The 24037-nt window shown below is 48.0% G+C and carries 21 protein-coding genes and 4 tRNA genes; all 25 read right to left on the bottom strand.

Features of this window, described 5'->3' with window-relative positions; translation table 11 throughout:
* Positions 1-90 precede the first annotated feature (90 nt).
* The 25 genes from RBB45_RS13420 to RBB45_RS13305 all read right to left on the bottom strand — a co-directional run bounded on the left by RBB45_RS13420 (position 91) and on the right by RBB45_RS13305 (position 23797).
* Positions 91-885 carry an MBL fold metallo-hydrolase gene (locus RBB45_RS13420; RefSeq protein ID WP_009794699.1) on the bottom strand — a complete coding sequence of 265 codons (795 nt, stop codon included), beginning with the start codon at positions 883-885 and terminating at the stop codon, positions 91-93.
* Positions 886-889: 4 nt separating this feature from the next.
* Positions 890-1735, bottom strand: coding sequence for a two-component system regulatory protein YycI (locus RBB45_RS13415; RefSeq protein ID WP_101548499.1), 846 nt, complete (start codon positions 1733-1735; stop codon positions 890-892).
* Positions 1716-3041 carry a YycH family regulatory protein gene (locus tag RBB45_RS13410; protein WP_022544623.1) on the bottom strand — a complete coding sequence of 442 codons (1326 nt, stop codon included), beginning with the start codon at positions 3039-3041 and terminating at the stop codon, positions 1716-1718. The genes RBB45_RS13415 and RBB45_RS13410 overlap by 20 nt, the downstream gene beginning before the upstream one ends.
* Positions 3038-4867, bottom strand: coding sequence for a cell wall metabolism sensor histidine kinase WalK (walK, locus tag RBB45_RS13405; RefSeq protein ID WP_009794702.1), 1830 nt, complete (start codon positions 4865-4867; stop codon positions 3038-3040). Before walK ends, RBB45_RS13410 begins: the two co-directional genes overlap by 4 nt.
* 9 nt (positions 4868-4876) lie before the next feature.
* Positions 4877-5587: a response regulator YycF gene (gene yycF, locus RBB45_RS13400; RefSeq protein ID WP_009794703.1), complete on the bottom strand. Its 711-nt coding sequence runs from the start codon at positions 5585-5587 to the stop codon at positions 4877-4879.
* 247 nt (positions 5588-5834) lie between these two features.
* A complete protein-coding gene (locus RBB45_RS13395; RefSeq protein ID WP_306009749.1) occupies positions 5835-7313 on the bottom strand; it encodes a peptidoglycan DD-metalloendopeptidase family protein in 1479 nt (492 codons plus the stop codon).
* A gap of 338 nt (positions 7314-7651) precedes the next feature.
* Positions 7652-7724, bottom strand: a tRNA-Phe gene (locus RBB45_RS13390).
* A gap of 182 nt (positions 7725-7906) precedes the next feature.
* Positions 7907-7982: transfer RNA gene (locus RBB45_RS13385), tRNA-Asp, on the bottom strand.
* A 108-nt stretch (positions 7983-8090) separates the two neighbouring features.
* A tRNA-Glu gene (locus RBB45_RS13380) sits at positions 8091-8162 on the bottom strand.
* A gap of 12 nt (positions 8163-8174) precedes the next feature.
* Positions 8175-8250 (bottom strand) — tRNA-Lys (locus RBB45_RS13375).
* 174 nt (positions 8251-8424) lie between these two features.
* Positions 8425-10962, bottom strand: a complete 2538-nt coding sequence (locus tag RBB45_RS13370) for an ABC transporter permease (RefSeq protein ID WP_306009748.1) — start codon at positions 10960-10962, stop codon at positions 8425-8427.
* Complete coding sequence (locus tag RBB45_RS13365; protein ID WP_009794707.1) at positions 10959-11642, bottom strand: ABC transporter ATP-binding protein; 684 nt, start codon at positions 11640-11642, stop codon at positions 10959-10961. The genes RBB45_RS13370 and RBB45_RS13365 overlap by 4 nt, the downstream gene beginning before the upstream one ends.
* Positions 11643-11728: 86 nt before the next feature.
* Entirely contained in the window at positions 11729-12730 is a 1002-nt protein-coding gene (locus RBB45_RS13360; protein ID WP_306009747.1) for a sensor histidine kinase, read from the bottom strand.
* A gap of 1 nt (position 12731) precedes the next feature.
* Positions 12732-13409 carry a response regulator transcription factor gene (locus RBB45_RS13355; RefSeq protein ID WP_022544624.1) on the bottom strand — a complete coding sequence of 226 codons (678 nt, stop codon included), beginning with the start codon at positions 13407-13409 and terminating at the stop codon, positions 12732-12734.
* 397 nt (positions 13410-13806) lie between these two features.
* Complete coding sequence (locus RBB45_RS13350; protein WP_009791711.1) at positions 13807-15099, bottom strand: adenylosuccinate synthase; 1293 nt, start codon at positions 15097-15099, stop codon at positions 13807-13809.
* A gap of 220 nt (positions 15100-15319) precedes the next feature.
* Complete coding sequence (gene dnaB, locus RBB45_RS13345; RefSeq protein WP_009791712.1) at positions 15320-16684, bottom strand: replicative DNA helicase; 1365 nt, start codon at positions 16682-16684, stop codon at positions 15320-15322.
* A gap of 181 nt (positions 16685-16865) precedes the next feature.
* A complete protein-coding gene (rplI, locus tag RBB45_RS13340; protein WP_009791713.1) occupies positions 16866-17315 on the bottom strand; it encodes a 50S ribosomal protein L9 in 450 nt (149 codons plus the stop codon).
* Positions 17312-19285, bottom strand: a complete 1974-nt coding sequence (locus tag RBB45_RS13335) for a DHH family phosphoesterase (RefSeq protein WP_009791714.1) — start codon at positions 19283-19285, stop codon at positions 17312-17314. Before RBB45_RS13335 ends, rplI begins: the two co-directional genes overlap by 4 nt.
* A gap of 22 nt (positions 19286-19307) precedes the next feature.
* Complete coding sequence (locus RBB45_RS13330; RefSeq protein ID WP_224948535.1) at positions 19308-20249, bottom strand: YybS family protein; 942 nt, start codon at positions 20247-20249, stop codon at positions 19308-19310.
* 515 nt (positions 20250-20764) lie between these two features.
* A complete protein-coding gene (gene rpsR / locus RBB45_RS13325) occupies positions 20765-21010 on the bottom strand; it encodes a 30S ribosomal protein S18 (protein WP_009796290.1) in 246 nt (81 codons plus the stop codon).
* Between the two features lie 54 nt (positions 21011-21064).
* A complete protein-coding gene (gene ssb, locus RBB45_RS13320; protein ID WP_022544627.1) occupies positions 21065-21586 on the bottom strand; it encodes a single-stranded DNA-binding protein in 522 nt (173 codons plus the stop codon).
* 44 nt (positions 21587-21630) lie between these two features.
* Complete coding sequence (gene rpsF / locus RBB45_RS13315) at positions 21631-21918, bottom strand: 30S ribosomal protein S6 (protein WP_009796293.1); 288 nt, start codon at positions 21916-21918, stop codon at positions 21631-21633.
* A 179-nt stretch (positions 21919-22097) separates the two neighbouring features.
* A complete protein-coding gene (locus tag RBB45_RS26305) occupies positions 22098-22655 on the bottom strand; it encodes a glycosyltransferase (protein ID WP_371931591.1) in 558 nt (185 codons plus the stop codon).
* Entirely contained in the window at positions 22601-23248 is a 648-nt protein-coding gene (locus RBB45_RS26300; RefSeq protein ID WP_371931587.1) for a glycosyltransferase, read from the bottom strand. Before RBB45_RS26300 ends, RBB45_RS26305 begins: the two co-directional genes overlap by 55 nt.
* An 18-nt stretch (positions 23249-23266) precedes the next feature.
* Positions 23267-23797, bottom strand: coding sequence for a phosphatase PAP2 family protein (locus tag RBB45_RS13305; protein ID WP_022544629.1), 531 nt, complete (start codon positions 23795-23797; stop codon positions 23267-23269).
* Between the last annotated feature and the right edge of the window lie 240 nt (positions 23798-24037).

Raw genomic sequence — 24037 nt, 5'->3', positions numbered from 1 at the left:
TGGTGATATCCAAGACTTAAAAAAAGCACAAAAAAAGAATGGCATCATGCTCGTACCATTCTTTTTTCCTATTTATTCCGCCGGTAAACCTTAAACCGCTGTCAGCGGAGTCGGAGCCTTCGGGTCAGTGTCATACAGGCTGAACTGTTCCCCGACTAGGATTCCGCGCGATTCCAGCGTCTGGCTGACAGACATGCGCGCCAGATCTTTTATATTGTTATCCTGGCTTAAGTGGGCCAGGTAAATGCTCTTTGTATTGTCGCCGGCCACCTCGCTCATCGCAAGCGCCGCATCTTCATTGGACACGTGCCCAAAGTCGCCGAGAATCCTTCGTTTGATATTCCATGGATAGCGCCCCATCCGGAGCATCTGGACATCATGATTGCTTTCGAATACAAACGCGTCGGCATTCTTGATGATTCCCTTCATCCGGTCGCTCACATAACCTGTGTCCGTGATGAGGGCAAGCTTCTTGCCTTCATGATGGAAAATATAGAACATCGGCTCAGCCGCATCATGGGATACACCGAAAGATTCAATATCAAGCGAGCCGAAGCTTTTCACGGTTTCCATATCAAAGGTGAATTTCTGGTCGAGCGGCACTTCCCCGATCAGGCCGTTCATCGCCTGCCACGTCTTTTCATTCGCGTAGACGGGAAGGCCGTATTTGCGGGCAACGATGCCAACGCCTTTGATATGATCGCTGTGCTCATGGGTGACCAATATTCCGGACAGATTGCCGAGGCTGCGGTCGATCTGCTTGATCAGCGCCTCCATCTGCTTGCCGCTCAGGCCTGCATCCACGATAAAGGACTGTCCGTCCGCTTCAACATAAATCGCATTTCCCGTACTCCCACTGGCGAGAACACTAAAATGCAAAGACATATTATCACTCCACTATTTCAGTTTTTTCTTCCGAATCTTCTCCCAGGTCTTTCTTCTCGCTGTCGAGACTGAGGACCTGGCCTTTAAAGGCATTGACGAACAAGTTCTCCTTGCCGTCCACGACAACTCTCCAGGCAGGGCTCAGCACCCAGGTGGAAGAGTCATCCTGGATATTGGAATAATATCCTTGTTCCACGTCTGTAATCTTGCTGCCTTCTTTTAAACTTTGATTCCTATAAAGGTTTTCAATCGCCTCTGTCGGATCAATCAGCTTCTTTTTATCGCCCTTCAGATACTGTACTTTTTCAAACAGCGTCTGTCTGTAGGTAACAATTTCCTGGTCGGCATTCAAGTAAAAGGTGAGCTCCCCATTTACATTCTTGTAGAGGAATTTTCCTTCAAACTTCTGATAATAGGTAATCTTATTGCTGTCATCGCTTTTTTCCCAGAAACCGTATTTATCGCCTTCATAGATGTTTTGCCTGACGAACTTATCAAGTTCCGCCTGATTGAAGTCCTTGCCGACCTTAAATGGCTTGTTTAATGTCGAGTTCAGGGCATTTTCCTCAAGGGTGGAGATATCCTGGTCCTTCAGGATCGTTTCCTTCAGCTCTTCCAGGTTCTCTTCTGCAAAATTCTTCGAAACCGCGGTCAGGTTGCCGTCCCGCACTTCACCTTTTGGTATGTCAGCTTCAAACTTGATATTGGCACTCTTGAAGCTGTTCTCCAGCTTGTCCTGCGGAAGCGCCTGGCTGCCGTTCATGCGAAGCTGGGAGTATTCATAGACCAGGTAGATATCCAGGATGAGGAAGGTCAGGATAAAGATCGTTTTAATTCTGCTCCAATCCATAATCGTTCCCTCCCGGTTCAAATGTGCTGATCTGCTGCCACTTGCCTTCGTATTTATAAAACCAGGAAGGCTCAAGCTGGATCAGCTCCGTTTTTGATTTCTTATCAAGCTGATAGCCGAGCGTGATATCCTCAAGCTTTCCGGCTTCAAAATCCTCTTTCTTCTGCAGATAGTCGAGGATCTCCGGGCCTGATCTCAGCGTAACATCAGCAGAACTTATCAGGTTTGCCAGTTTGAAATTGTTCCGGAAATAGGCAAGGATTTCACTGCCGCCCCAGCGGAGCTGGATCTCCGACAGATTCAGATCCTCGCTGAACACCGGGTAATTATTGCGGTAGATCCGGAAAAACACCTGGTGTTTATTCTCATCCATCCGGACATAGCGGTAATTATCAGTCCAGCCGCCATGGGCATTCACATAATTGATGCTTTTCTTCAGCAGATTGTCAGGGCTGAGGCTTTCATTATCCTCAGGGGTAGGATTCTTGAATTCAACCTTATTCTGGTCGATCCTCAGCAGGCTGGATTCATTTGTGAATTCCTCCCCGGTCCCAAGATAGCTTTTCTGGACAGAATCCAGATCGTCGAATAATGCTTCCTTAAATCTTTCAGATTCATACTCTTCCGATAAAAAGCTGTATCTCGGCATCTCCACTTTGTTTTCCGGTATGAAAATCAATTTCTTCCCGGTATCAAAAGGAGCATAGCGGGCAAAAGCAGGATTGGTTGAAGCACTCGCCAGCCGGTAGAACCTGGTGTTAAAATTTTGGATATTCGAAAGCCCAACACCCGTTTTGTACACCCTTCCTCTTTCCGTATCGACAAAGTAGACGATTCCGCTTTTTTGTCCAGTTTGCATGTCTATGACCATCTTATTGAAGTAAATATTCTCCAGCCGTCTGTCCTTAATCTGCAGGATCTCTTTATAAAGATTCATCGGCGTGATTCCCGGGTATATGATTTCAGCATGGCCTGCTTCCTGCACAAAGAGGTCTATATTCCCGACTTCGTCTGTTATATCCGAAAAATCATCAAAGTTCCATTTTTTAATTTCAGTAAGAAGCTTTTCTGTTTCCTCGGCGGAAAGGGTGCCAAGATGCTGGCTGTCTTCATAATGGAACAGGGCCATATTCGGCTCGATGAGGTCCCCGACATCTTTCTTTGCCTCCAGCTCGACTTCCTGAACGGTATTTTCCTCGCCAAGCTGTTCGGAAGTAGGCTGATAGGTCCAGAGGCTCCATGTCAGCAGAATGCTCCCTGACACAAGAACTGCCAATATTATTGATTTAATATCTTCATAGGTCATTCCCAATCATCCTCATCAGAACGAACGAAAGGAAGCGTAAAGGAAATGGTCGTGCCTTTTCCTTCTGTACTTTCTGCCCATATCTTGCCGTCATGGGCTTCCACAACCTCTTTGGCAATGGCAAGCCCGAGGCCGGTGCCGCCAAGCTTTCTCGTTCTAGCTTTATCCACTCTGTAAAACCGTTCGAATACTTTATCCAGATTGTCCTTCGGAATCCCGACGCCCTGGTCGGAAATCCTGATAAGCAGCTGCTCCTCCTGCTCGACGATGTTAAAAGAGACCTGTCCGCCTTCAGGTGAGTATTTCAGCGCATTCGAAATGATATTATCAACAACCTGTGTAAGCTTGTCCTCATCAATTTCCACAAATGCCGCATGCTCCGGCAGATTGCGCTGGAAGGTCACATTCTGCTCTTTTGAAAAATCGAACCGGTCGATGATCCGGTTAAAGAAGTCGACAAAATTGACCCATTCCTTCTTCATGCGGTAATCCTTGCTGTCCAGCTTTGAAAGCTGAAGAAGGTCATTGACCATCCGGATCATCCGCTCTGTTTCTGTCCTTGTCACATTAAGGAATTGGGGGGCAATATCTTCATCATGCATAGCCCCTTCCGCCAGCGCTTCAAGATAGCTCCTCATCGTCGTCAGCGGTGTCCGCAATTCATGGGATACATTCGCCACAAACTCCCGGCGCTCCAAATCAATTTTTTCCTGTTCCGTAATATCATGCAATACAGTAATAAGTCCATTAACAAAGCCTGTCTCTTTTTGAATAACAGAAAAATTGGCGCGGAGCACATATGGAGTTGTCTCTGTACTATAATCCAGGATGACGGACTCCCTTTCAGCAAGCAGCTCTTCAAACGTATAATCTTCCTCAAGGCCGAGCAGATTCACAATCGGGCTCGACAGCACTGTTTCACGTGGAACATTCAGCATTTTTGCAGCCGGTTCATTGATCAGGATAACCCGTCCCCGCCTGTCGGTCGCAATTACGCCGTCGGTCATATAGGAAAGGACTGAAGACAGCTTGCGGCGCTCCCCTTCTGTAGTAGCCTGGGCTTCCTGCAGCTTCTTCGTCAGACTGTTGAATGTGATGGCCAGCTGCCCGATCTCATCATAGCCATACACTTTAACTTTGCGGGAGAAATTCCCTTTTGCCATTGCCAATGCCTGCCGCCTCATATCAGACAGCGGCCGCGTGATCGTCTGTGCGAGCAGGATGCCGAGCAAGGCAGTGATTGCAAGAGCAATGATGATGCCTGATGCAAAAATGCTGTTGATCTGGTTCTTCTGTTCAAAGACATTTTCGATATCTGCCTTTACATATACCACACCGACGACTTCTTCATTGGCCGATTTTACCGGCGAAGCAAGGACCCAGACCCTGCGGTTCCCAAGGCTCTGATCTGTATACTCATCACTTTTGGGGGCCCGTGTGGCCAGGGCTGAAGTCGTGAGTGCATCTACAGCCTTCTGATTTACATACCCATCTTTATTGGAACCAAGGACTTTCTGTGTTTCACCGTCAATGACCCGGAGCTCAATAATATCCTTGGAAGTATAGTCACGCAGAATACGCTGGACCTCTTCTTCCTTTGTCGGCAGGTCCTCGCCGGCAGGCCGTTCCTTGGTAATGATTTCTTCCAAATAGACTGATAGCAGGTCGACTCTTTCCTCGATCGCTGTCTGGAAATTGCTTCGCAGCGTCTTCTCAAGCTGGCCGACAAAATACACTCCGATGATCTGCATAGCAATGATAATCAGCAGCACATAAATTAAAACAAACTTCAGATGAATCGAACGGAAAAAACCGACTTTTTTCATGATGGCTCTTTACTCCTGTTCCGGATTCCTCAAATAATAGCCTACTCCCCTTCTTGTTACAATCCAGGTCGGGTGGCTCGGGTTGTCTTCAATCTTTTCGCGCAGGCGCCTTACCGTAACGTCGACGGTACGGACATCCCCATAATAATCATAGCCCCATACGGTCTGAAGCAGATGCTCACGTGTCATGACCTGTCCAATATGCTTGGCCAGGTAGTGCAGCAGTTCAAACTCCCGATGTGTCAGCTCGATTGTCTCACCGCGTTTGGAAACCACATAGGCATCCGGGTGGATGACAAGGGAACCGATCGCAATCTCATTCGTCTCTTCCTCTTCCCCGGCTTTTGCAGCAATCTGCTGGTGCCTTCTCAAGTTCGCCTTCACACGGGCGATAAGCTCCCGGTTCGAAAACGGCTTTGTCACATAATCGTCAGCGCCAAGCTCAAGGCCGAGCACCTTATCAATTTCTGAATCCTTGGCCGTCAGCATGATAATCGGCATTTCATACTTCTTCCGCACCTCGCGGCATACCTCCATGCCATCGCGCTGCGGCAGCATGATATCAAGCAGGATCAGATCAGGCTTGACCTCTTCCACCTTCTCGAGCGCCTCATTGCCGTCATAAGCGCAATGCACCTCATAGCCTTCCTTTTTCAAATTGAACTGCAGTATATCCGCAATCGGCTTTTCATCGTCTACAACCAATATCTTCTTATCCATACCCATTCTCCTTTAAGAAGCAGATTATCTATCATATATCTATTATTTTTCATTGTTCATCAAAACATAAGTTCTCTATTTTACTTTACCATGTTATGCGCCGGAATTCATCTAATAGCGATGAACGGGTTGTTCCTAGGTTATGCAATTTTTGGAAGATGTCGATCCGTATCCCTTTCAAGTGCCTGCCCCTGCTGCCTCCCTGCCTATAGAAAAAGTCTCTAGCATTCACACTAGAGACTTCCTCCTATCGGTTCACATACTTCAATGGATCCTGCAAGCTTCCGTTCTTATACACTTCAAAATGAAGGTGCACGCCGGTAGAATCGCCAGTTGAGCCCATCATGCCGATCTTTGTTCCTTTAGGGACAGTCTGCCCAATCTTTACATCGATTGAATCGAGGTGGGCATATAGCGTCCTGTATCCATTCTGGTGGTCGATGATGACTTTTTTTCCATAGCCGTCACCAGTCATTCCGGCTGACACGACTTTACCGTTGTCTGCTGCGCTGATCGTCCGGCTGCTCGGCCGTGCGATATCAATTCCTTTATGCATTTTGCCCCAGCGGTAGCCAAGCTTGCTGGAAATATACCCGCCGTCCGCTGGCCAGGCAAAGCTGCCGTCGCCGCGGGATGGAATGACCTTCGTACCCTTGATGACAATCTCTTTCACAGGCTCTTCAAGCACTTTTTCAGAAATAGCCGCCTTTCGGACAGGCACGCCATTTTGTTCAGTGATCTTGTAGGTCACCCCTTTAACGCCGTCCTTGCCTTCCTGCTTCACCTTCGTATCGCCCTTGAACATCGAGCTGTCTTCAATGACCTCTTTTTCAAATGCGATTTTTTCCTTCTTATATATCTCTTTCTCAATAACCGCGTGGATCATCGGCTCCAGAACTGTTATATTGACTTCCTGGCCCACCTTAACGATGCTGTCTTCCTTCATCCCGGGATTGAGAGCAAGGAGCTTATTAAGATCCAAATCATGCTTAGCGGCAATCTTGCCGAGCACATCGCCTTCCTGGACTGTATATTTCTTTTCTTCCAATGTTCCTTTATTTAAAAGCTTTAATGCCTCTTCCTCTGACAGGATCAGCTTTGGATCAGCCTTCATTTCCTCTGCCTTCACTTCTTCAGACATGGCGGCCTTTGTCAGCCGCTCTTCATTTTTCTCAAGCGGCGGAAGGGTTTCTTTGCTCTCTTCAGCTTGTTTATACGCTTCTAATCCATCCAGCTCTTTCTCGCTGGCATATTGAAGTTTGAATTTCTCAAGAACAGCTTCTGCTTCTTCCATCGTTTCCAGATAAAAAGCTGTCTCTCCATCAATTACAATTCCTGCTGCCTCTGTGCTGACGCCGACTTCCGCCACTTCCTCCAGCACCTGGCTTTCTTCTGTCTTGATATTTGTATTGAACACCTGCTCAGGGATGTAACTGATATCAGCCCCTGCAGACAATTCATAGTCATAAGATTCCTGGGCCTTCTCCACCTGCTGAGCGACTTTGGATTGAATACTCTCCTTATCAAGGACCGTACCGGCGTAGTTCCCGTCAATATATACATAATAGACCGTTGTCAGCTGCTCACTGTCTGCAGCGGCAGGATGTGTGCCTCCTGCGGCCAAAACCGCTGCTGCTGTCAATGCAATTGCCGACTTCCTGCCTTTATTCACTTTGGCTTTCATAGCACCTGATAATGCTGTTAACCTATTTCCCCAGTTCTTCATTGTAAAATGGATCCCCCTAGACTTCGGAAACAAACAAATCTATATTCATAGTTCTATGTATCTACCATTGTTCGTTTTGTACTATTTTGACGCCACTATAATGTACCATAAAACAAGCTGGGGCCTGGACTTGTCTCAGCATTGTAATAAAATTGTATAAAATCTTACATTTTATTACAAATACATCTTTTTTTCGCAGATAGGCATAAATCCCTATACCTTCAAGCTTTGTGCCCGCTATTTGTCTTATCTCTTCCATAAAAGGGGGCGGGGTATATTACAAAACCGTAACAAAAAAAGAAGAGAGAGCATACAAGGTATACTCTCTCTTCACGGGATGGCTCAGGACGGAATCGAACCGCCGACACAAGGATTTTCAGTCCTTTGCTCTACCGACTGAGCTACTGAGCCATAATAATATTTAATTCCTAAAATATGTATTGCTTAAGTCCTTTGCTCGGAAGGTTCTCGCGAACTTCCTCGCAGATTGCCGCAGAAGCTTTTCAGGGAAGGTAGCAATCTGCTCTACCGACTGAGCTACTGAGCCATATTAAGTTATTCTTCCAAACCACTTTAAAAAGAATCTATATAAATGGCGGTCCCGACGGGAATCGAACCCGCGATCTCCTGCGTGACAGGCAGGCATGTTAACCGCTACACCACGGGACCACTCTTAAAAAGGAAACTACTCTCTCAAATGAAACCACTAGATTATGTATATGGCAGTCAGCAAGAAAGCCGTCCTTGCCAGCTACTTGCCGACCAGCCAAATGCCGATGACCCCTACGGGATTCGAACCCGTGTTACCGCCGTGAAAGGGCGGTGTCTTAACCGCTTGACCAAGGGGCCATTGGAGTAAAATGGTGAGCCATGAAGGACTCGAACCTTCGACCCTCTGATTAAAAGTCAGATGCTCTACCGACTGAGCTAATGGCTCTCAATATGTTGTCTCTTGTGACGACGCTTTTTATAATATCATAGATTCTAAATCTATTGCAACTTATTTTTTAAAAAATATTTTGCAAGCTAGAATGCCGACTCTATCTGTATACCATTCTCAGCTGAAAGCAAACATATGCCTCTCCTTTTTGCACTGGAGAGGCATATATTTTTAGATATTTTCCTGCTTCAGGCCATCAATAATGTTCTGCTTTTTCACCTTTTGAATCGAGTAAAGCATGGCGGCGCTCACGATGATGAAAATCGCAGCGATGGCGATCAGAACACTTATCCATGGTACGGCGAATGAGTATTGGAATGTATTCTGCAATGACCAATACATGAGCAGCATAACACCGAGTGAGATCGGAAGCCCGTACAGCAGGGCCTTGAGTCCATAAAAGATGCTTTCATAGTTGATCATTTTATTAAAGCCCTTCGGTGTCATCCCGATTGATCTCAGCATGGCGAACTCCCTGCCCCTGAGCGCAATGCTCGTTGAAATGGTGTTAAAGATATTCGCAATTGAAATGGCGGAAATCAGCGTGATGAAGCCGTAGGTGAAAACTGACATGAACGTTACCATCTGTTCATCCCGTTCACGGTTTTGATAGACATTCTGGATCATAAGATTTTCTGACTCGATCTGATCAAGCTGATCCTGCATTTCTTCAGGCTTTGAGCTGTCCAGGAACAAGGAATAAGAAGTCTCTGCACTATTCTGCTTCAGCTGTTCGAACTGCTTCTGAGGCATCAGGAGATGAACTTCATAATTGCCTAGCGGCAGGATGCCCATCGGCGCCTCTACAGCAGCAAAGCCGATTTCAAGGGATTGAAATGGACTGTTCTCCTCTGGGAGATACAGATCCAGCTTATCTCCAGGCTTTCCGTTGATTCCGCCAGTTTCAATCTTTTTCCCCGTCTGTACGTCTTCGTACACAAATTTATTAAGGATGATTACTTTATCCTGGAGCTCATTCACATCGGCTCCGATCTTATTAGCATATGTTTTAAATCTCTTCTCATCTATTCCATGCAGCACGAGAGAATAAGGATATTTCCCACCCTGGAGCATATCTTCATAATATTCCTGCGCCTTCACTTCATCCGGCAGCTCTGACTCATTGATCCATGTTGAAAAATAGGCCTCCTCCATTAAGGAAGCATCACTCACATAATTTAGATTCATATAAGGTTCAAGGGCTGCCTGATCTTCAGAACTGTATATCTGTACATCATAGTTATAGTTCACCTGTGTCATCGTAATCGACTGCTTCAGGTTTGCAGTAAAATAGGAAACTGCCAGGAAAAGAACAATCGTGATAACCAGCGAGAACACTGTCACTTGATATCTTCTTTTATTCCGTTTCAGATTCTTCAAACCAATTTCTGCTTCAAGGCCGAAGATTTTCCTGACCAATCTGGACGTTTTTACCGCTTTGCCGGTCAGCTTCACATCCTGGCTCTGCCTGATGGCGTCGATGGCAGAGACCTTTGAAGCCTTCCTCGCCGGCATATAGGTGGAGATGAAAATCGTCAGAATCGAGATCAGGCAAGAAAGCAGGATGGACATGGGTGTCACGGTTAAGGTCAGTCCATCGTCTATCCGCAGGGTATCGCCAAAGGTCCGATTCATTACCAGAAAGGTTGCAAAGATGCCGCCGATTCCTGCCAGCAGTCCAAGCGGGATGGATATCACCCCGATTACCGCCCCTTCAAAGAAGACAGAATTCCGTTTTTGTGTTTTGGTCGCACCGACACTGGATAACATTCCGAGATGGCGGGCCCTCTCGGAGACGCTGATGGCAAATGAATTATAGATCAGGGATACCGAACCGATGATAATAATTAATATGATAATAGCTGCAAGAGAATAAAGCGTGATAGCCAGATTATCACTATCGGTCACCCCATAATAACGAAGCAGTTCGCTATTGAAGCTGACTTTAGTAATTCCATTTTTTTCGGCCAGCTCTTTGGCATGCTCGTAGAGCGACCGGTTCACCTTTTTCACCGTTACACCGATATCAGCTGCTCCGCCCTTAAAGGGATCCTGCTCCATATAGCTAACGATTGTGTAGCCGGGTGCGGAGTATGGCTCCCATTCCGGACGCTCCATCGTACCGACAATTGTAAAGATGCCTTCCTCTTTTTTGCTTAATGTTTCAATTACTTCTGTTTCATCGTACTGCAGATAATCCCCCTGGCCAAAAGAGCGGTCATCATTTGGGATATGCCGGTCCCCAATTTCAAGAGTGATTTCATCGCCTATTTGGTAATTCTGCTTTTCCACGATTTCTTTTGGAAAAAGGACTTCGTTCTCCTTTTTTGGAAGGCGCCCTTCACTCAATTCAACAGGGAAGTGCTCCATTCCCTCTGAATCGAATTCCTTGATAAAAAGATAAGGCCTATTTTTATTGGAGGGATTTTCAAGCGATGAATATCCCCTGTCCCTTGTGAAAAACAGCTTTTCCGTCTGCTCGTCCTTTCGTATCGCTTCCATCTGGCTTTCTGACACATCACGGTAGATGACATGCCAATCCCCGGAATTCTGGATAGCTTCCTGCTTCATCATCCCGAGGAAGGAGACAAACAGGGTGGAAACCGCCGAAACCATGGCGACTGAGATGATGACGCCGATAATCGTGACAAGTGTCCTTCTCCTGTTCTTTTTCAAATGCCGCAATGTCAGCTTGTTTATGATATTCATGGCCGGATGACCTCATTTTTCGCAACCTTACCGTCTTCAATGGAAATGACCCGGTCAGCCTGCATCGCGATCCGCTCATCATGGGTGATAACAATCAGTGTCTGCTTATAAGTTTTATTGAACATTTTTAAAAGCTCCATGATTTCACCGCTGTTTCGGCTGTCCAGGTTCCCGGTCGGCTCGTCAGCAAGCATGATGGCCGGACGGCTGATAAGGGCACGGCCGATGGACACGCGCTGCTGCTGCCCGCCGGACAGCTGGTTTGGAAGATGAGACAGGCGATTCTGCAGTCCAAGGATCCCGACAATTTCTTCAAGCTGCCCCCGGTCGACCTTCTGGCCGTCAAGCAGCATTGGGAGCGTGATATTTTCCTCAACACTCAAGATCGGGATCAGATTGTAAAATTGGTAAATCAGTCCGATCTGTCTTCTCCTGAAGATGGCGAGCTGTGTTTCATTCAGTTTGTAAATATCAGTGTTATCGACCAGCACACGGCCTCCTGTAGGGCGGTCCACCCCGCCGAGCATATGAAGGAGGGTGGATTTCCCGGATCCCGATGGGCCGATGATCGCGACAAATTCTCCTTTATTGACACTAAAAGATACGTCATCCAATGCCTTTACAGCAGTATCTCCGCTTCCGTACACTTTAGACAGATTCTCAATTTTCAAGATTTCCATGCTAGAGCCTCCAATGATTTGATAGGTTCAGTATATCTGGCGAAAATGACTCTAGCGTGACTCTAAAGTGACAGTTTAGTCATCTGCTAAATGACCTGGTGGTAAAACTTCAGCGTAAATCTTGTTCCGACACCCTTTTTACTGGCCACTTCAATATCTCCGCCCTGCCTTTTCATGATCCCGTATGCCATGGCCAGCCCAATGCCAACGCTGTCTTCCGAGGCATTCTTGCCCCGGTAAAAGCGCTTGAAAATGTAGGGAAGATCTTCTTCTAGGATGCCCTTGCCATTATCCTCGATAATAATTTCGGTAAGGAGCGGATTTTGGCTGCAGCTGATGCTGATACGCCCTTTTTCACTGGAATGTTCGATGCTGTTTTTAATGATATTGATCAATGCTTCCTTCGTCCAATTATGATCGCCGGTGAAGAAGACGCCCTCTGCCCCTCTGACCTGAAGCTCCTGTTCTTTGAGCTCGATGGGAATCAGAAGCGGCTCAACAGCCTCCTTAATCAGCTGCGGGACATTCACTCTTTCTGTTTTAAAAAGGGCAGTGCCAGCGTCAATTTTTGAAAGCTTCAAAAGGGAGGAAACCAGCCATTCGATTCTTTCCAGCTGCACCTGAATGCGGCGGGTAAACTCTTTTCGCTTATCATCCGCAAGCGACATATCACTCAGCAGGTCTGACATGACCATCATCGAGGTAAGCGGGGTCTTCAATTGATGTGATATATCTGAAATCGCATCTGTCAGCTTCGTTTTATCTTCCTGCAGGAGGGCGCCCTGCTCTGAGAGCCTGATGGTCACCTTATAGATCTCCGATTTCAGAATGCTGAGTTCGCCCTCATGATTATCCCGGACATCGAGCATATAATCTCCGCTGCTGATCCTCCTTAGATAGCGTGAAAGCTTTTCAATCTCACGGTAGCGCCAGGAAGTGAAAATTAAAAAGGCAGCTAAAAGGAGGATAGAGGCCGTCCCTGCTGCCAGGGCTGCCTGCCAGGATAAAAGGGAGGATAGCAGCACACATAGAACTGCAAGGCCGATGCTTGTGAACAAAAAGGTCCTGAATTCTTTGTTCCGCAGCATCTCAGTCGCCTGCCTTATAGCCGAGACCGCGGACGGTCTTGATGATGGAAGGCTTTTGCGGATCGTCCTCGAGCTTTTCCCTTAGCCGCTTTATGTAGACGGTCAGTGTATTATCGTTCACAAAATCGCCGGCAACGTCCCAGATTTTATCGAGCAGCTGGCTCCTCGTCAGCACCTGCCCTTTATGGTTCGCAAAGATCAGGAGGAGGCGGTACTCCAGGGCCGTCAGCTGGATCTCTTCTCCATGCTTATAGACCTTCCCTTCGCCGGTATGAACCGTGATTGCCTGGAAGGTGACAGTCTGCCTGTCCTGCTTATCATAGCGGCGCAGCACCGACCTGATGCGCGACAGCAGCTCGCGGACCCGGAATGGCTTCGTGATATAATCATCAGCCCCCATATCCAGTCCCATTACCACATTCACTTCTTCATCCATTGCCGTGAGAAAAATGACAGGCAGATCGCTCTGCTTTTTCACAAGTGAGCACAAATCATACCCGCTTCCATCCGGCAGCCCCAGATCAAACAGGCAAAGATCAATCTCATCCAGCTTCGTCCTGATCAATTCCCGCGCCCCCGCGGCATCATGGCATACGAATGTACCATATTTCTCATTCTGCAAAGAATACTCCAGCCCCGCCGCTATCGTCCGATCATCCTCAACAACCAGAATGTTCATACTATCCCCCCTGACAAAATCTTCTTATGTATGCTAATCATAGGGGAAAATAGATTGGTTCGTCAAAATGTGGGTAGAGTGATAGCGTCCATATGTGGTCTGTTCATTTCCGTTCCAGGCACTTCGCTTTCCGCGGGGCGACGCTGAGCCTCCTCACCGCTCCGCGTCTGCGGGTTCTCAGCATTGCCGCTGCAATCCCGCAGGATGTTGAATCCTCTTCCCCGAAATCACATCGCACGAAGAAAATGCGCATGCATTTTATGAGGAGTCTACGTGCCTTCCACTCCAATAAACAGAGGCTCCTGAAATTTTTAATTACTCTTAACAAAAAAGATCTGAATGTCCCCATCCTAAACCTTTCCATGAAAAAAAGCCCCCATAACGAGGGCTTCAACTATTAATTCTGGCGCCAAGGGCTCATGACAACATTTGTCTGTGAGCGGTCCGGGCCGACAGAGAAGATGGACAATGGAATGCCTGTCAGCTGGGCAACTCTTTCGAGGTAGTGGCGGGCATTGGCCGGAAGCTCATCCAGCGACTTGCAGCCAGTGATGTCCTCAGTCCAGCCTGGGAGCTCTTCATACACAGGCTCACATTCAGCAAGCACCTTCAGGCTCGCCGGGAATTCTTCGATCACTTCGCCTTTATAGCGGTAAGCAACACAGATTTTCAGCGTTTCGATGCCTGTCAGAACATCAATAGAGTTCAGGGACAGATCAGTGATGCCGCTGACCCTGCGGGCGTGGCGGACAACAACACTGTCAAACCAGCCGACACGGCGTGCACGGCCCGTAGTTGTACCATACTCGCGGCCAACCTCGCGGATTCTATTGCCGATCTCATTATCAAGCTCAGTCGGGAACGGTCCGTCACCGACACGTGTTGTGTAGGCTTTGGATACGCCGACAACATGCTTGATTTTCGTGGGGCCGACTCCTGAACCGATCGTTACGCCGCCCGCAACCGGGTTGGAAGAAGTAACAAACGGGTATGTCCCCTGGTCGATATCGAGCATAACGCCCTGTGCTCCTTCAAACAGAACACGGCGGCCTTCATCAAGGGCATCGTTCAGCACAACAGACGTGTCGCACACATACTGCTTGATCTGCTGGCCATACTCATAATACTCTTCAAGAATATCCTCAAGCTTGAAGCCTTCTGTTTCATAGAAGCGCTCCAGCAGGCGGTTCTTTTCTTCAAGATTGCGCTGCAGCTTCTCTTCAAACACTTCACGGTCAAGAAGGTCGGCGATGCGGATGCCGTTCCGGGCAGCTTTATCCATGTACGCAGGCCCGATGCCCTTCTTTGTGGTGCCGATCTTGTTGGCGCCTTTTCTTTCCTCTTCCACTTCATCCAGCTTCAGGTGGTAAGGGAGAATCACATGCGCGCGGTTTGAGATGCGCAGATTGTCGGTTGTGATATTTCTTTCATGCAGATACGCAAGCTCCTTGAGCAGGGCTTTCGGATCTACAACCATGCCGTTTCCAATGACACAGTTTTTCTCTTTATAAAAAATTCCGGATGGAATCAAATGAAGCTTGTATGTCTCTCCGCCAAACTTGATGGTATGGCCGGCATTATTTCCTCCCTGGTAGCGGGCAATCACTTCAGCATTTTCTGAAAGGAAGTCTGTAATCTTTCCTTTTCCTTCATCTCCCCATTGAGTTCCAACTACAACGACTGATGACATTTATAAAGCACCTCCAAAGAGTGTAAATATGTATCCGTTCTTCAAACAACTCTAATTTTACCAAGGGAAAGCGATAAAAGTCAATGAAACACGAACATTTTTAAAGAAATCATAAAAATACGTTCGTAAAATTTTTTGTAGGCTATCCTTTAGTTTTTGCATATGAGGAAGGTCCTATTCTTTTTTCCACAGAAAAAAGCCGCAGTACAGAACTGCGGCTTTACGCACCAGGCGGCATGCCTGAGTCATCGAACCTCTTCTCGAGATTGACGAATTTATTATATTCCTTCACGAACGCCAGCTGGACAGTACCGACCGGGCCGTTACGCTGCTTGGCAATAATGATTTCAATGATGTTCTTGTCTTCTGATTCTTTATCATAATAATCGTCACGGTACAGGAATGCCACAATATCGGCATCCTGCTCGATGCTTCCCGATTCACGGATGTCGGACATCATCGGGCGCTTATCCTGGCGCTGCTCCACTCCACGGGAGAGCTGGGACAGGGCGATGACAGGAACCTGGAGCTCACGGGCGAGCGCCTTCAGGGAACGGGAAATTTCCGATACTTCCTGCTGTCGGTTCTCGCCGGAGCGGCCGCTTCCTAAGATCAGCTGCAGATAGTCGATCAGGATCATGCCAAGGCCGTGCTCCTGCTTCAGGCGGCGGCACTTGGAACGGATTTCGGTGATCCTTACACCCGGCGTGTCATCGATGAAGATTCCTGCGTTTGAGAGGCTTCCCATCGCCATCGTCAGCTTGCCCCAGTCATCATCTGTCAGTGAGCCGGTCCTGAGCCTTTGGGCGTCAATATTGCCTTCAGCGCAGAGCATACGCATAACAAGCTGCTCTGCACCCATCTCAAGACTGAAAATCGCGATGTTTTCATTCGTTTTGGTGGCAACATTCTGCGCGATATTCAGGGCAAAGGCTGTTTTACCAACCGATGGACGGGCGCCCACAATGATCAGGTCATTCCGCTGGAAACCGGCAGTCATTTTATCCAGTTCGGCGAATCCCGTTGGAATCCCCGTGATATCCCCTTTGCGGTTGTGCATGACTTCAATATTATCGTAGGTGCGCACAAGCACATCTTTAATATTATGAAAGGCGCCGGCATTTTTGCGCTGGGCCACCTCAAGAATGTTCTTTTCCGCCTCGCCGAGCAGAACTTCAACCTCGTCCTCACGGGAGTAGCCGTCCTGGGCGATGCCTGTCGCCGTCCGGATCAATCTTCTGAGAAGCGATTTCTCCTCGACGATCCGCGCATAATATTCAATATTGGCCGCTGTCGGCACAGAGCCTGCCAATTCACTCAGGTAGCTGACGCCTCCTGTATCCTCCAGCAGCTTGGCAGCTGCCAGCTCCTCGGTTACAGTGACAAGGTCAACAGCCTTTCCTTCGTCATTCAGCTTAAGCATCATGTTGTAAATTTTCTGGTGGGCTGCCCGGTAGAAATCTTCCGGGATCAACATCTCAGATGCCAGCGTCAAAGATGCCGGCTCCAGGAAAATGGCACCGAGCACAGCCTGCTCCGCTTCTATATTCTGCGGGGGCAGCCTGTCTGCAAACAGATCACTCATCTATTCCAACTCCCTCTTAATGCCTATCTATCTTTATATCTATTAAAAATCTATGCAAAAATCCATTGAATTCACAAAAAAAGGCCGATTAAGCAGGAAAAATGTGATCAGCTTGGCACCGACCACATTTCTCTCAACTCTTATATTTTAACATGTTTATCTGTAAATGGAACTTCCAAAATTAGTTTACTTCTTTTACATGGACATTCAATGTAGCAGTTACTTCAGTATGAAGCTTTACAGGAACCTTTGTATAGCCGAGCGTGCGGATCGCATCGCTGAGCTCGATTTTGCGCTTGTCAATCTTGATGCCGTTCTTTTTATTAAGCTCTTCAGCAATCTGCTTGCTTGTGATGGAGCCGAACAATCTTCCGCCTTCACCTGATTTTGCTGAAAATTCTACTGTAATCTTTTCAAGTTTTTCTTTAAGCTCTTTCGCTTCTTCCAGTTCATTGGCAGCAACCTTTTCTTCTTTCTTTTTCTGTGCGCTCAGTGTGCTGATATTCGCCTGATTCGCTTCAATGGCAAGCCCCTGCTTCAGCAGGAAGTTGTGGGCATAGCCGTCAGCCACGTTTTTGACTTCACCTTTTTTTCCTTTTCCTTTAACATCTTTTAAGAAAATGACTTTCATTCTTTCCGTCTCCCTTCAAAGTAATCATCTATAGCCTGATGAAGGCGCTCTTCCGCCTCATCGACTGTTATGTCTGTCAGCTGTGTTGCTGCATTCGTGAGATGCCCTCCGCCCTCAAGGCTTTCCATGATGATCTGGACATTCACATCGCCGAGCGAGCGGGCGCTGATGCCAACAAGATTATCTGCCCGTTTGGAGATAACAAAAGAAGCATCGATCCCATCCATTGTCAGGAGGGTGTCGGCAGTCTGGGCAATCAGCACCTGATCGAATGTCTGGTCAGGGTTCCCCTTTGCAATCGCCAGCCCTTCCCGGTATAGGGATACTGTCTCAATCAGCTTGGCCCGCTTCACATAGGTGTCGACATCCTCCTTGAGGAACTTCTGGACAAGGACGGTATCCGCTCCCTGGCCGCGCAGATAGGAGGCGGCATCAAAGGTTCGGGCACCGGTCCTGAGCGTAAAGCTTTTCGTATCGACAATGATCCCGGCAAGAAGGGCGGTGGCTTCGAGCATTTCGATCCGGCCTTTCTTTGGCTGGTATTCAAGCAGCTCGGTGACAAGTTCCGCTGTCGAGGATGCATACGGCTCCATATAGACAAGCAGCGGGTTCTTGATGAATTCCTCACCGCGCCTGTGGTGGTCAATGACCACCACATGATCAATCTTGCTGAGCAGCCGCTCCTCGATGACAAGGGACGGCTTATGGGTATCCACCACAACAAGCAAGGTATCATCCGTCGCAATCTCAAGCGCCTCCTCAGGGCTGATAAAGCGCGAGAAGAGGGACTCATTCTTGCGGATTTCCTTCATCATCCGCTGGACGCCTGTATCGATATCCTGAAAGTTCATGACCACATACCCTTCACACTGGTTCATCTCAGCTACCTTCAGGATGCCGATCGAAGCGCCTACAGCGTCCATATCCGGGCTTTTATGGCCCATGATGATCACTTTATCGCTTTCAGTGATCAATTCCTTCAATGCGTGGGAAATCACCCTTGCACGGACCCTCGTCCTTTTTTCAACAGGATTGGTCTTGCCGCCGAAGAATTTGACTTTCCCATTCGGCTGCTTGATGGCCACCTGGTCGCCCCCCCTGCCGAGGGCAAGGTCAAGGCTTGACTGTGCCAGCGAACCGAGCTCTGGCAGTGAAGAGACACCGGAGCCGACGCCAATGCTTAAGGTGAGCGGGACATTTTGGGTCGAGCTTGTTTCCCGGACGTCGTCGAGGATCGTGAACTTTCCTCTTTCAAGCAGCTGGAGGATGTTTTCATTGAACACCGCGATGAAGCGCTCAGACGAAATCCTTTTCAGGAAGACGCCATTGTCCGTCGCCCACTTATTCAGGAGGGAGGTGACAAGATTGTTGAGGCTGCTTCTCGTCTGGTCGTCCATCCCCTGTGTCAGCTCATCATAGTTATCTAAGAAGATGATGGCCAGTACGGTCCTTTCATCTTCATACAGCTTTTCAATTTCCGTCTGCTCGGTCACGTCAAAGAAATACAGGAGCCGTTCATCCGGCTTATGTATGACCCTGAATTTCCGTTCGTGGAGGGTGATGATCTCAGACTCCACCTCTTGCTTGATCAAAGGGACGAGTGTTTCTGCTGCATCATAAAGCGATCTTCCGACCAGTGTATCTTCATCAAAGCAGGAAGCAAGGAATGGATTGGTCCATTCGATATACAGCTCTTCATTGAAGAGCATGATCCCGATCGGCATTTCCATCAGGGCTTCTTCGCCTACTTTTTTGACACGGTATGAGAGTGTTGATATATACTCTTCTGTTTCCCGGCGCTGGCGGTAGTCTATCATAAAAATGAAATAGAATGGCAGCACAATCAGCAGCACACCTGCCAGGCCAAGGATCCAGTTGTAATATGCCAATATCCCAAGGACCACCACTGTTATTCCCATCAGCCAATAAAGCGGATAGCGGATGGATCGCTTTTCTAAATACGATGGCATGTTTTCAGCTCCTACAGTAGTGTCAGACTTTTTCTTTTAACCATTTTTTCAAATTGAATCCTAAGTCAATTATACCTAATATCCTGATAATATAAAGGAGAAAAGGCAGGATGAAGCTCAGGACGGCGGCTATGACCGGCACGGCCCTTGGATAGCCTTTCATGTGGCAGAAATAAAAGACGAGCGAGAGCCCCTGCACAATCATAAGCAGCTGCAGGATAAAACTCAGATTTATAAACGCATCAAAAAGGACTGTCCCTTCCTCCGGCTTCAGAAGGAGGGCCGCAATGATGGTGATCAGATAATACCAGAGTACACTCTTCGGGAGGGACAGATTCCGGAACTGGCCCCATTTTTCCATATTCACGCCAAACCGGTTCACGATTGGAAGGGATACTGCCTGGAGGATCAGGACATTGATAAATGATGCCATAATCAGCAGGCTCGGAATGAGTGTCTCGGTCAATCCAATGCCGCTGTAAAGCTGATCCTTCATCTTTTCATCGAGCGGCTGGCCGAGATTTTCCATCAAAGACACAATCTTATCGACAGACTGCTTTAAGATATCAAACGATTCTTTTATCACATTCAGCTCAAAAAACTGGACCGCGATCCCGTATTGGGCAACCAGCAGGATCAGGAAGGCAAGTGAGCTTGCCATATACGTGCTGAACCGCGACTTTTTCTCCCGGATAAAATCCCCAATTACAGTTCCCGTTATACCATAGAGCAGCGCAAGCGGAATCGCCAGTATCGTCCCGACAATCAGCGAAATGAGGATGCCCCCTGTCAAAAAGACCAGCGAGCTTTTGCGATCATTCGTTGCAGCAAATAAGATAAACGGCGCTGCTAAAAACAGATTTGTGACAACCCCCAGGACAGGGACGTAAAGGGTCAGCAGCATCAGGACAGCAAACACTGCCAGCATGACTGCACCCGAAGTCAACTTATGGACATTCTTCACTGCTTCACCTCTCAAATTCTCTTTATACTAAGCTGCATCCAGCAGCAGGTCAAAGACATATTCCTATTACTATTTTATCGGGTATGAAGGCTTGGTTCAACCTTTCGAAATGCGGAGGGTGCTTGCTCAGCCCCGACAAGCATAAGACGTTTCAGAATAGAAGGTGTTCTTTGGCTTCAATTCTGAAGTGGCTTATGACTCGAGGGGCTAGCCCCCGCAGCTGGACAAATCGAAATGCGGCAGCGGCTTGCCCAGAGCCGACAAGCATAACACGCGGCAGAATAAAAGGCGTTCTTTGCCTTTAATTCTGGTGTGGCTTATGACTCGAGGGGCTAGGCTTTGAAGCTGGACAATCGAAATGCGGAGGATCCTTTATAAAGGAACGCAGACTAAAAACGCCACATCCTGCGGCAGCGTCTGCATGACCCGAATCCTGTGGGCCTCAAAGATCCAAAACAATCATCTATGTATGAAAAAAGAAGGACACCCATAAGGCGCCCTTCTTTTATTATATATTATTCACCTGAAACGTAAGGCAGTAATGCCATGATACGCGCACGCTTGATAGCAACAGTCAATTTACGTTGGTATTTAGCGTTTGTACCAGTTACACGGCGAGGTAAAATTTTACCGCGCTCAGAGATGAATTTTTTCAGAAGATCTACATCTTTGTAGTCGATGTGAGTGATTCCGTTTGCTGTGAAGTAGCAAACTTTACGGCGCTTTGCACGTCCGCCTCTGCGTCCTCCTCCAAATGCCATGTCATTTCCCTCCTTTTGGTTTTAGTATCGTGTGTACCCGTCCAATCAAGGAGATCAGAATGGCAGATCGTCATCAGAGATGTCGATTTGTCCATCATTTGCGAATGGATCTTCATCCACGCGCGTATATCCTTGATTGCGGTTATTGTTTTGTCGCTGATTCTGATCATTATTTCCATATGGGAAATCCTGTTCTCTTGAAGGACCGCCATAGTTTCCGTCATTACGGCCGCCGCTAGGGGCACCGCCTGAAGCATTTCTCGGCTCCAGGAACTGAACGCTGTCTGCCATTACTTCTGTAACGTAGACGCGCTTGCCGTCCTGTCCCTCATAGCTGCGGGTCTGAAGGCGTCCATCAACGCCGGCAAGGCTTCCTTTTTTGAGGAAGTTTGCTACGTTTTCAGCTGGACGGCGCCAGATCACACAGTTGATGAAGTCAGCTTCCCTTTCTCCCTGCTGATTCGTAAAAGTACGGTTAACAGCAAGTGTGAAGGAAGCAACGGGCACTCCATTTGGCGTGTACCTTAACTCAGGATCTTTCGTTAAACGTCCGACAAGAACAACTCGGTTCATCATCAGAATCAACTCCTTCCTTATTTAAAACTGTTCTATTTCAAGTCTTACTTTTCGTCTTTAACAACCATGTGGCGGATGATATCTTCGCTGATTTTAGCAAGGCGAGTGAACTCGTCCACTGCAGCAGCTTCCGCATTCAGGTGGATCAACTGGTAGTAGCCATCACGGAAATCGTTGATTTCGTAAGCCAGGCGGCGTTTGCCCCAGTCTTTTGATTCAGTCAGTTCCGCACCATTATCAGTCAGGATAGAGTTAAAACGCTCAACTAGAGCCTTTTTAGCCTCATCTTCAATGTTTGGACGGATGACGTACATGATTTCGTACTTTCTCATCTCATTACACCTCCTTTTGGTCTAAGCGGCCCATTCGGGCAAGGAGTAACTATTCATTACTCACAAGTTGAAATTATAGCATATATCCGGAAGGAAAGCAATTATCCCTTCCAAAAAGAAAAAACCTCATTCCGAGGTATATTCATCATATCATATTCAATTGGACAATATCCATTCTTTTATCCCAAATTCCGGAAGCGGTATTCGCCCTCAAATGCAATCTCTTTATATTCTGCCAGCAGCTGGTCCATGATTTTATCCCATGACTGCCGTTCGGCATAGCTCCTCGCTTCCCGGGACATGCTGGCGAGCTTTACGGGATCTCCAAGCAGCTCTTGTATCGCACTCGCAAATTCCCCGCTGCTGCCTGCCGGGCAAATCCGGCCGGTCCTGCCTTCCGAGATGATTTCCGCAGGACCGCCTTTGTCTGCCACAATGGCAGGGGTACCGGAAGAGAGAGCTTCAAGGACCACATTTCCGAATGTTTCTGTAGGAGAGGGGAAGACGAGCAAATCGGCTGCTGCATATAGGCCGGCCAGCTCTTCGCCTGTGACATATCCGGTCATTGTCACATTGCCCCTGCCGGCAGATTCCTTTGCGAATGGCTGGAACTCAGGTCCGTCGCCGACGATCAGCCAGTGCACCCGCTCCCGGATTTCTTCCGGGAGGCTTCCCATTGTCTTCAGCAGGGTGCCAAGATCCTTTTCGAGTGCAAGCCGGCCTGCATATAAGAGGATATGAGGCTCCTGATTCCAAATTTCTTCCTGGCTGCGTCCTTATCTCGATCAGGATGAAACAGCCGGCTGTCAACGCCGCGTGTCCAAAGCGATACAGACTGCAGCCCCTGGGCTTCAAGGATTGTTTTCGTATCTTTTGACGGCACGAATATGCGCTGGAAGGAACGGTGGAACCATTTCATATATTTCCAGAATAGGGGGGAGAGCCATTGGCATTTATAAAGCTTTAAGTATTGATCAAAATGGGTGTGATAGGAGCCGGTGATCGGGATGCCCAGCTTTTTTGCCGCATGGATTCCATAAAGCCCCATTGTCAGCGGAGTGGCTATATGAACGATATCGGGAGAAAACTTCTGCAGCCTTTCCGTTATTTTGCGGGGATTGGCCACAGCCGTTCTGCATTCAGGGTAGAAAAAGAAAGGAATGCTCAGAAACTCAGCTGCGTTCGGATAGGACATTCCCTCAGCGGGTCCCGGTATAAAAAGCATATACTCTATATCCCGCTTCTCAAGATGGTCTGTGAGCCGCTTCAGCGTGTTAGCCACCCCATTGATCTGGGGATAAAAGGTATCAGAAAAAATCGCCACCTTCACTCTCATTCCTCCTCAATATTAAAATGACTGGGCAATGGCTGCGAATAAGATGCCTGCACTTGCGCCAAGCAGAGATCCTGCTGCAATATCGGTAGGATAATGGACGCCAAGCACAACCCTTGAAAGGGCGACAAGACCGGCAGCTGCCAATAAAGCGGGAGCGAATGGAGGGAAAAGAATGCTGTAGGGAACTGCCAGGGAAAAGACGGCTGTTGAATGCCCTGACGGAAAAGAATGATCTTTGAAACGAAATCCATGCACACGGACGCCGGGAAGCACCTGAAAGGGGCGGATCCTCTTAACGGCCCGCTTGATCAGGACTGCGGCAAGATGGCTTGCTGCAAGGGAAAGTGACGCAGCTGCTGCCGGCCTGAAAAGGGAAGGGGGGCCCGCCAGCATAAGAACCAGCTGCAGGACAACCGTAAACCGCGCACCGCCCAAATGGGTCAACATTTGAAAAAAACGGATGAAAGCTGCCTCCGATCTGCTGTTGCAATATTGAAACCACAGCTCATCCTGCCTTCGGATCCAGGCTCTTGCACGGCTCATCACACATCCTCCTTTAGCGCTTTCTTCTACTTCATTGTAAAAAGAATGTGTAACAGCCATTTGAATCCCATGTAAATTTATTGTTAATCAGCCTTGAAAGGCGGAGGGCGCTTGCTCAGTCCCGACACTCGAGGGGCTAGCGCCCGGAGCTGTACCATTGAAAGGCGGATGGGGGTGTTCAGCCACGGCATGCTATGAGGCACTCTGACACTCCCCAGCCCCTCACAGAATGCCTCAAAA

It is taken from the genome of Bacillus sp. MMSF_3328, from assembly GCF_030733525.1.
GTDB classification, from domain to species: domain Bacteria; phylum Bacillota; class Bacilli; order Bacillales; family Cytobacillaceae; genus Bacillus_AB; species Bacillus_AB infantis.
The sequence above is the reverse complement of the archived record's forward strand: the minus strand, read 5'-3'. Positions and strand labels throughout refer to the sequence as shown.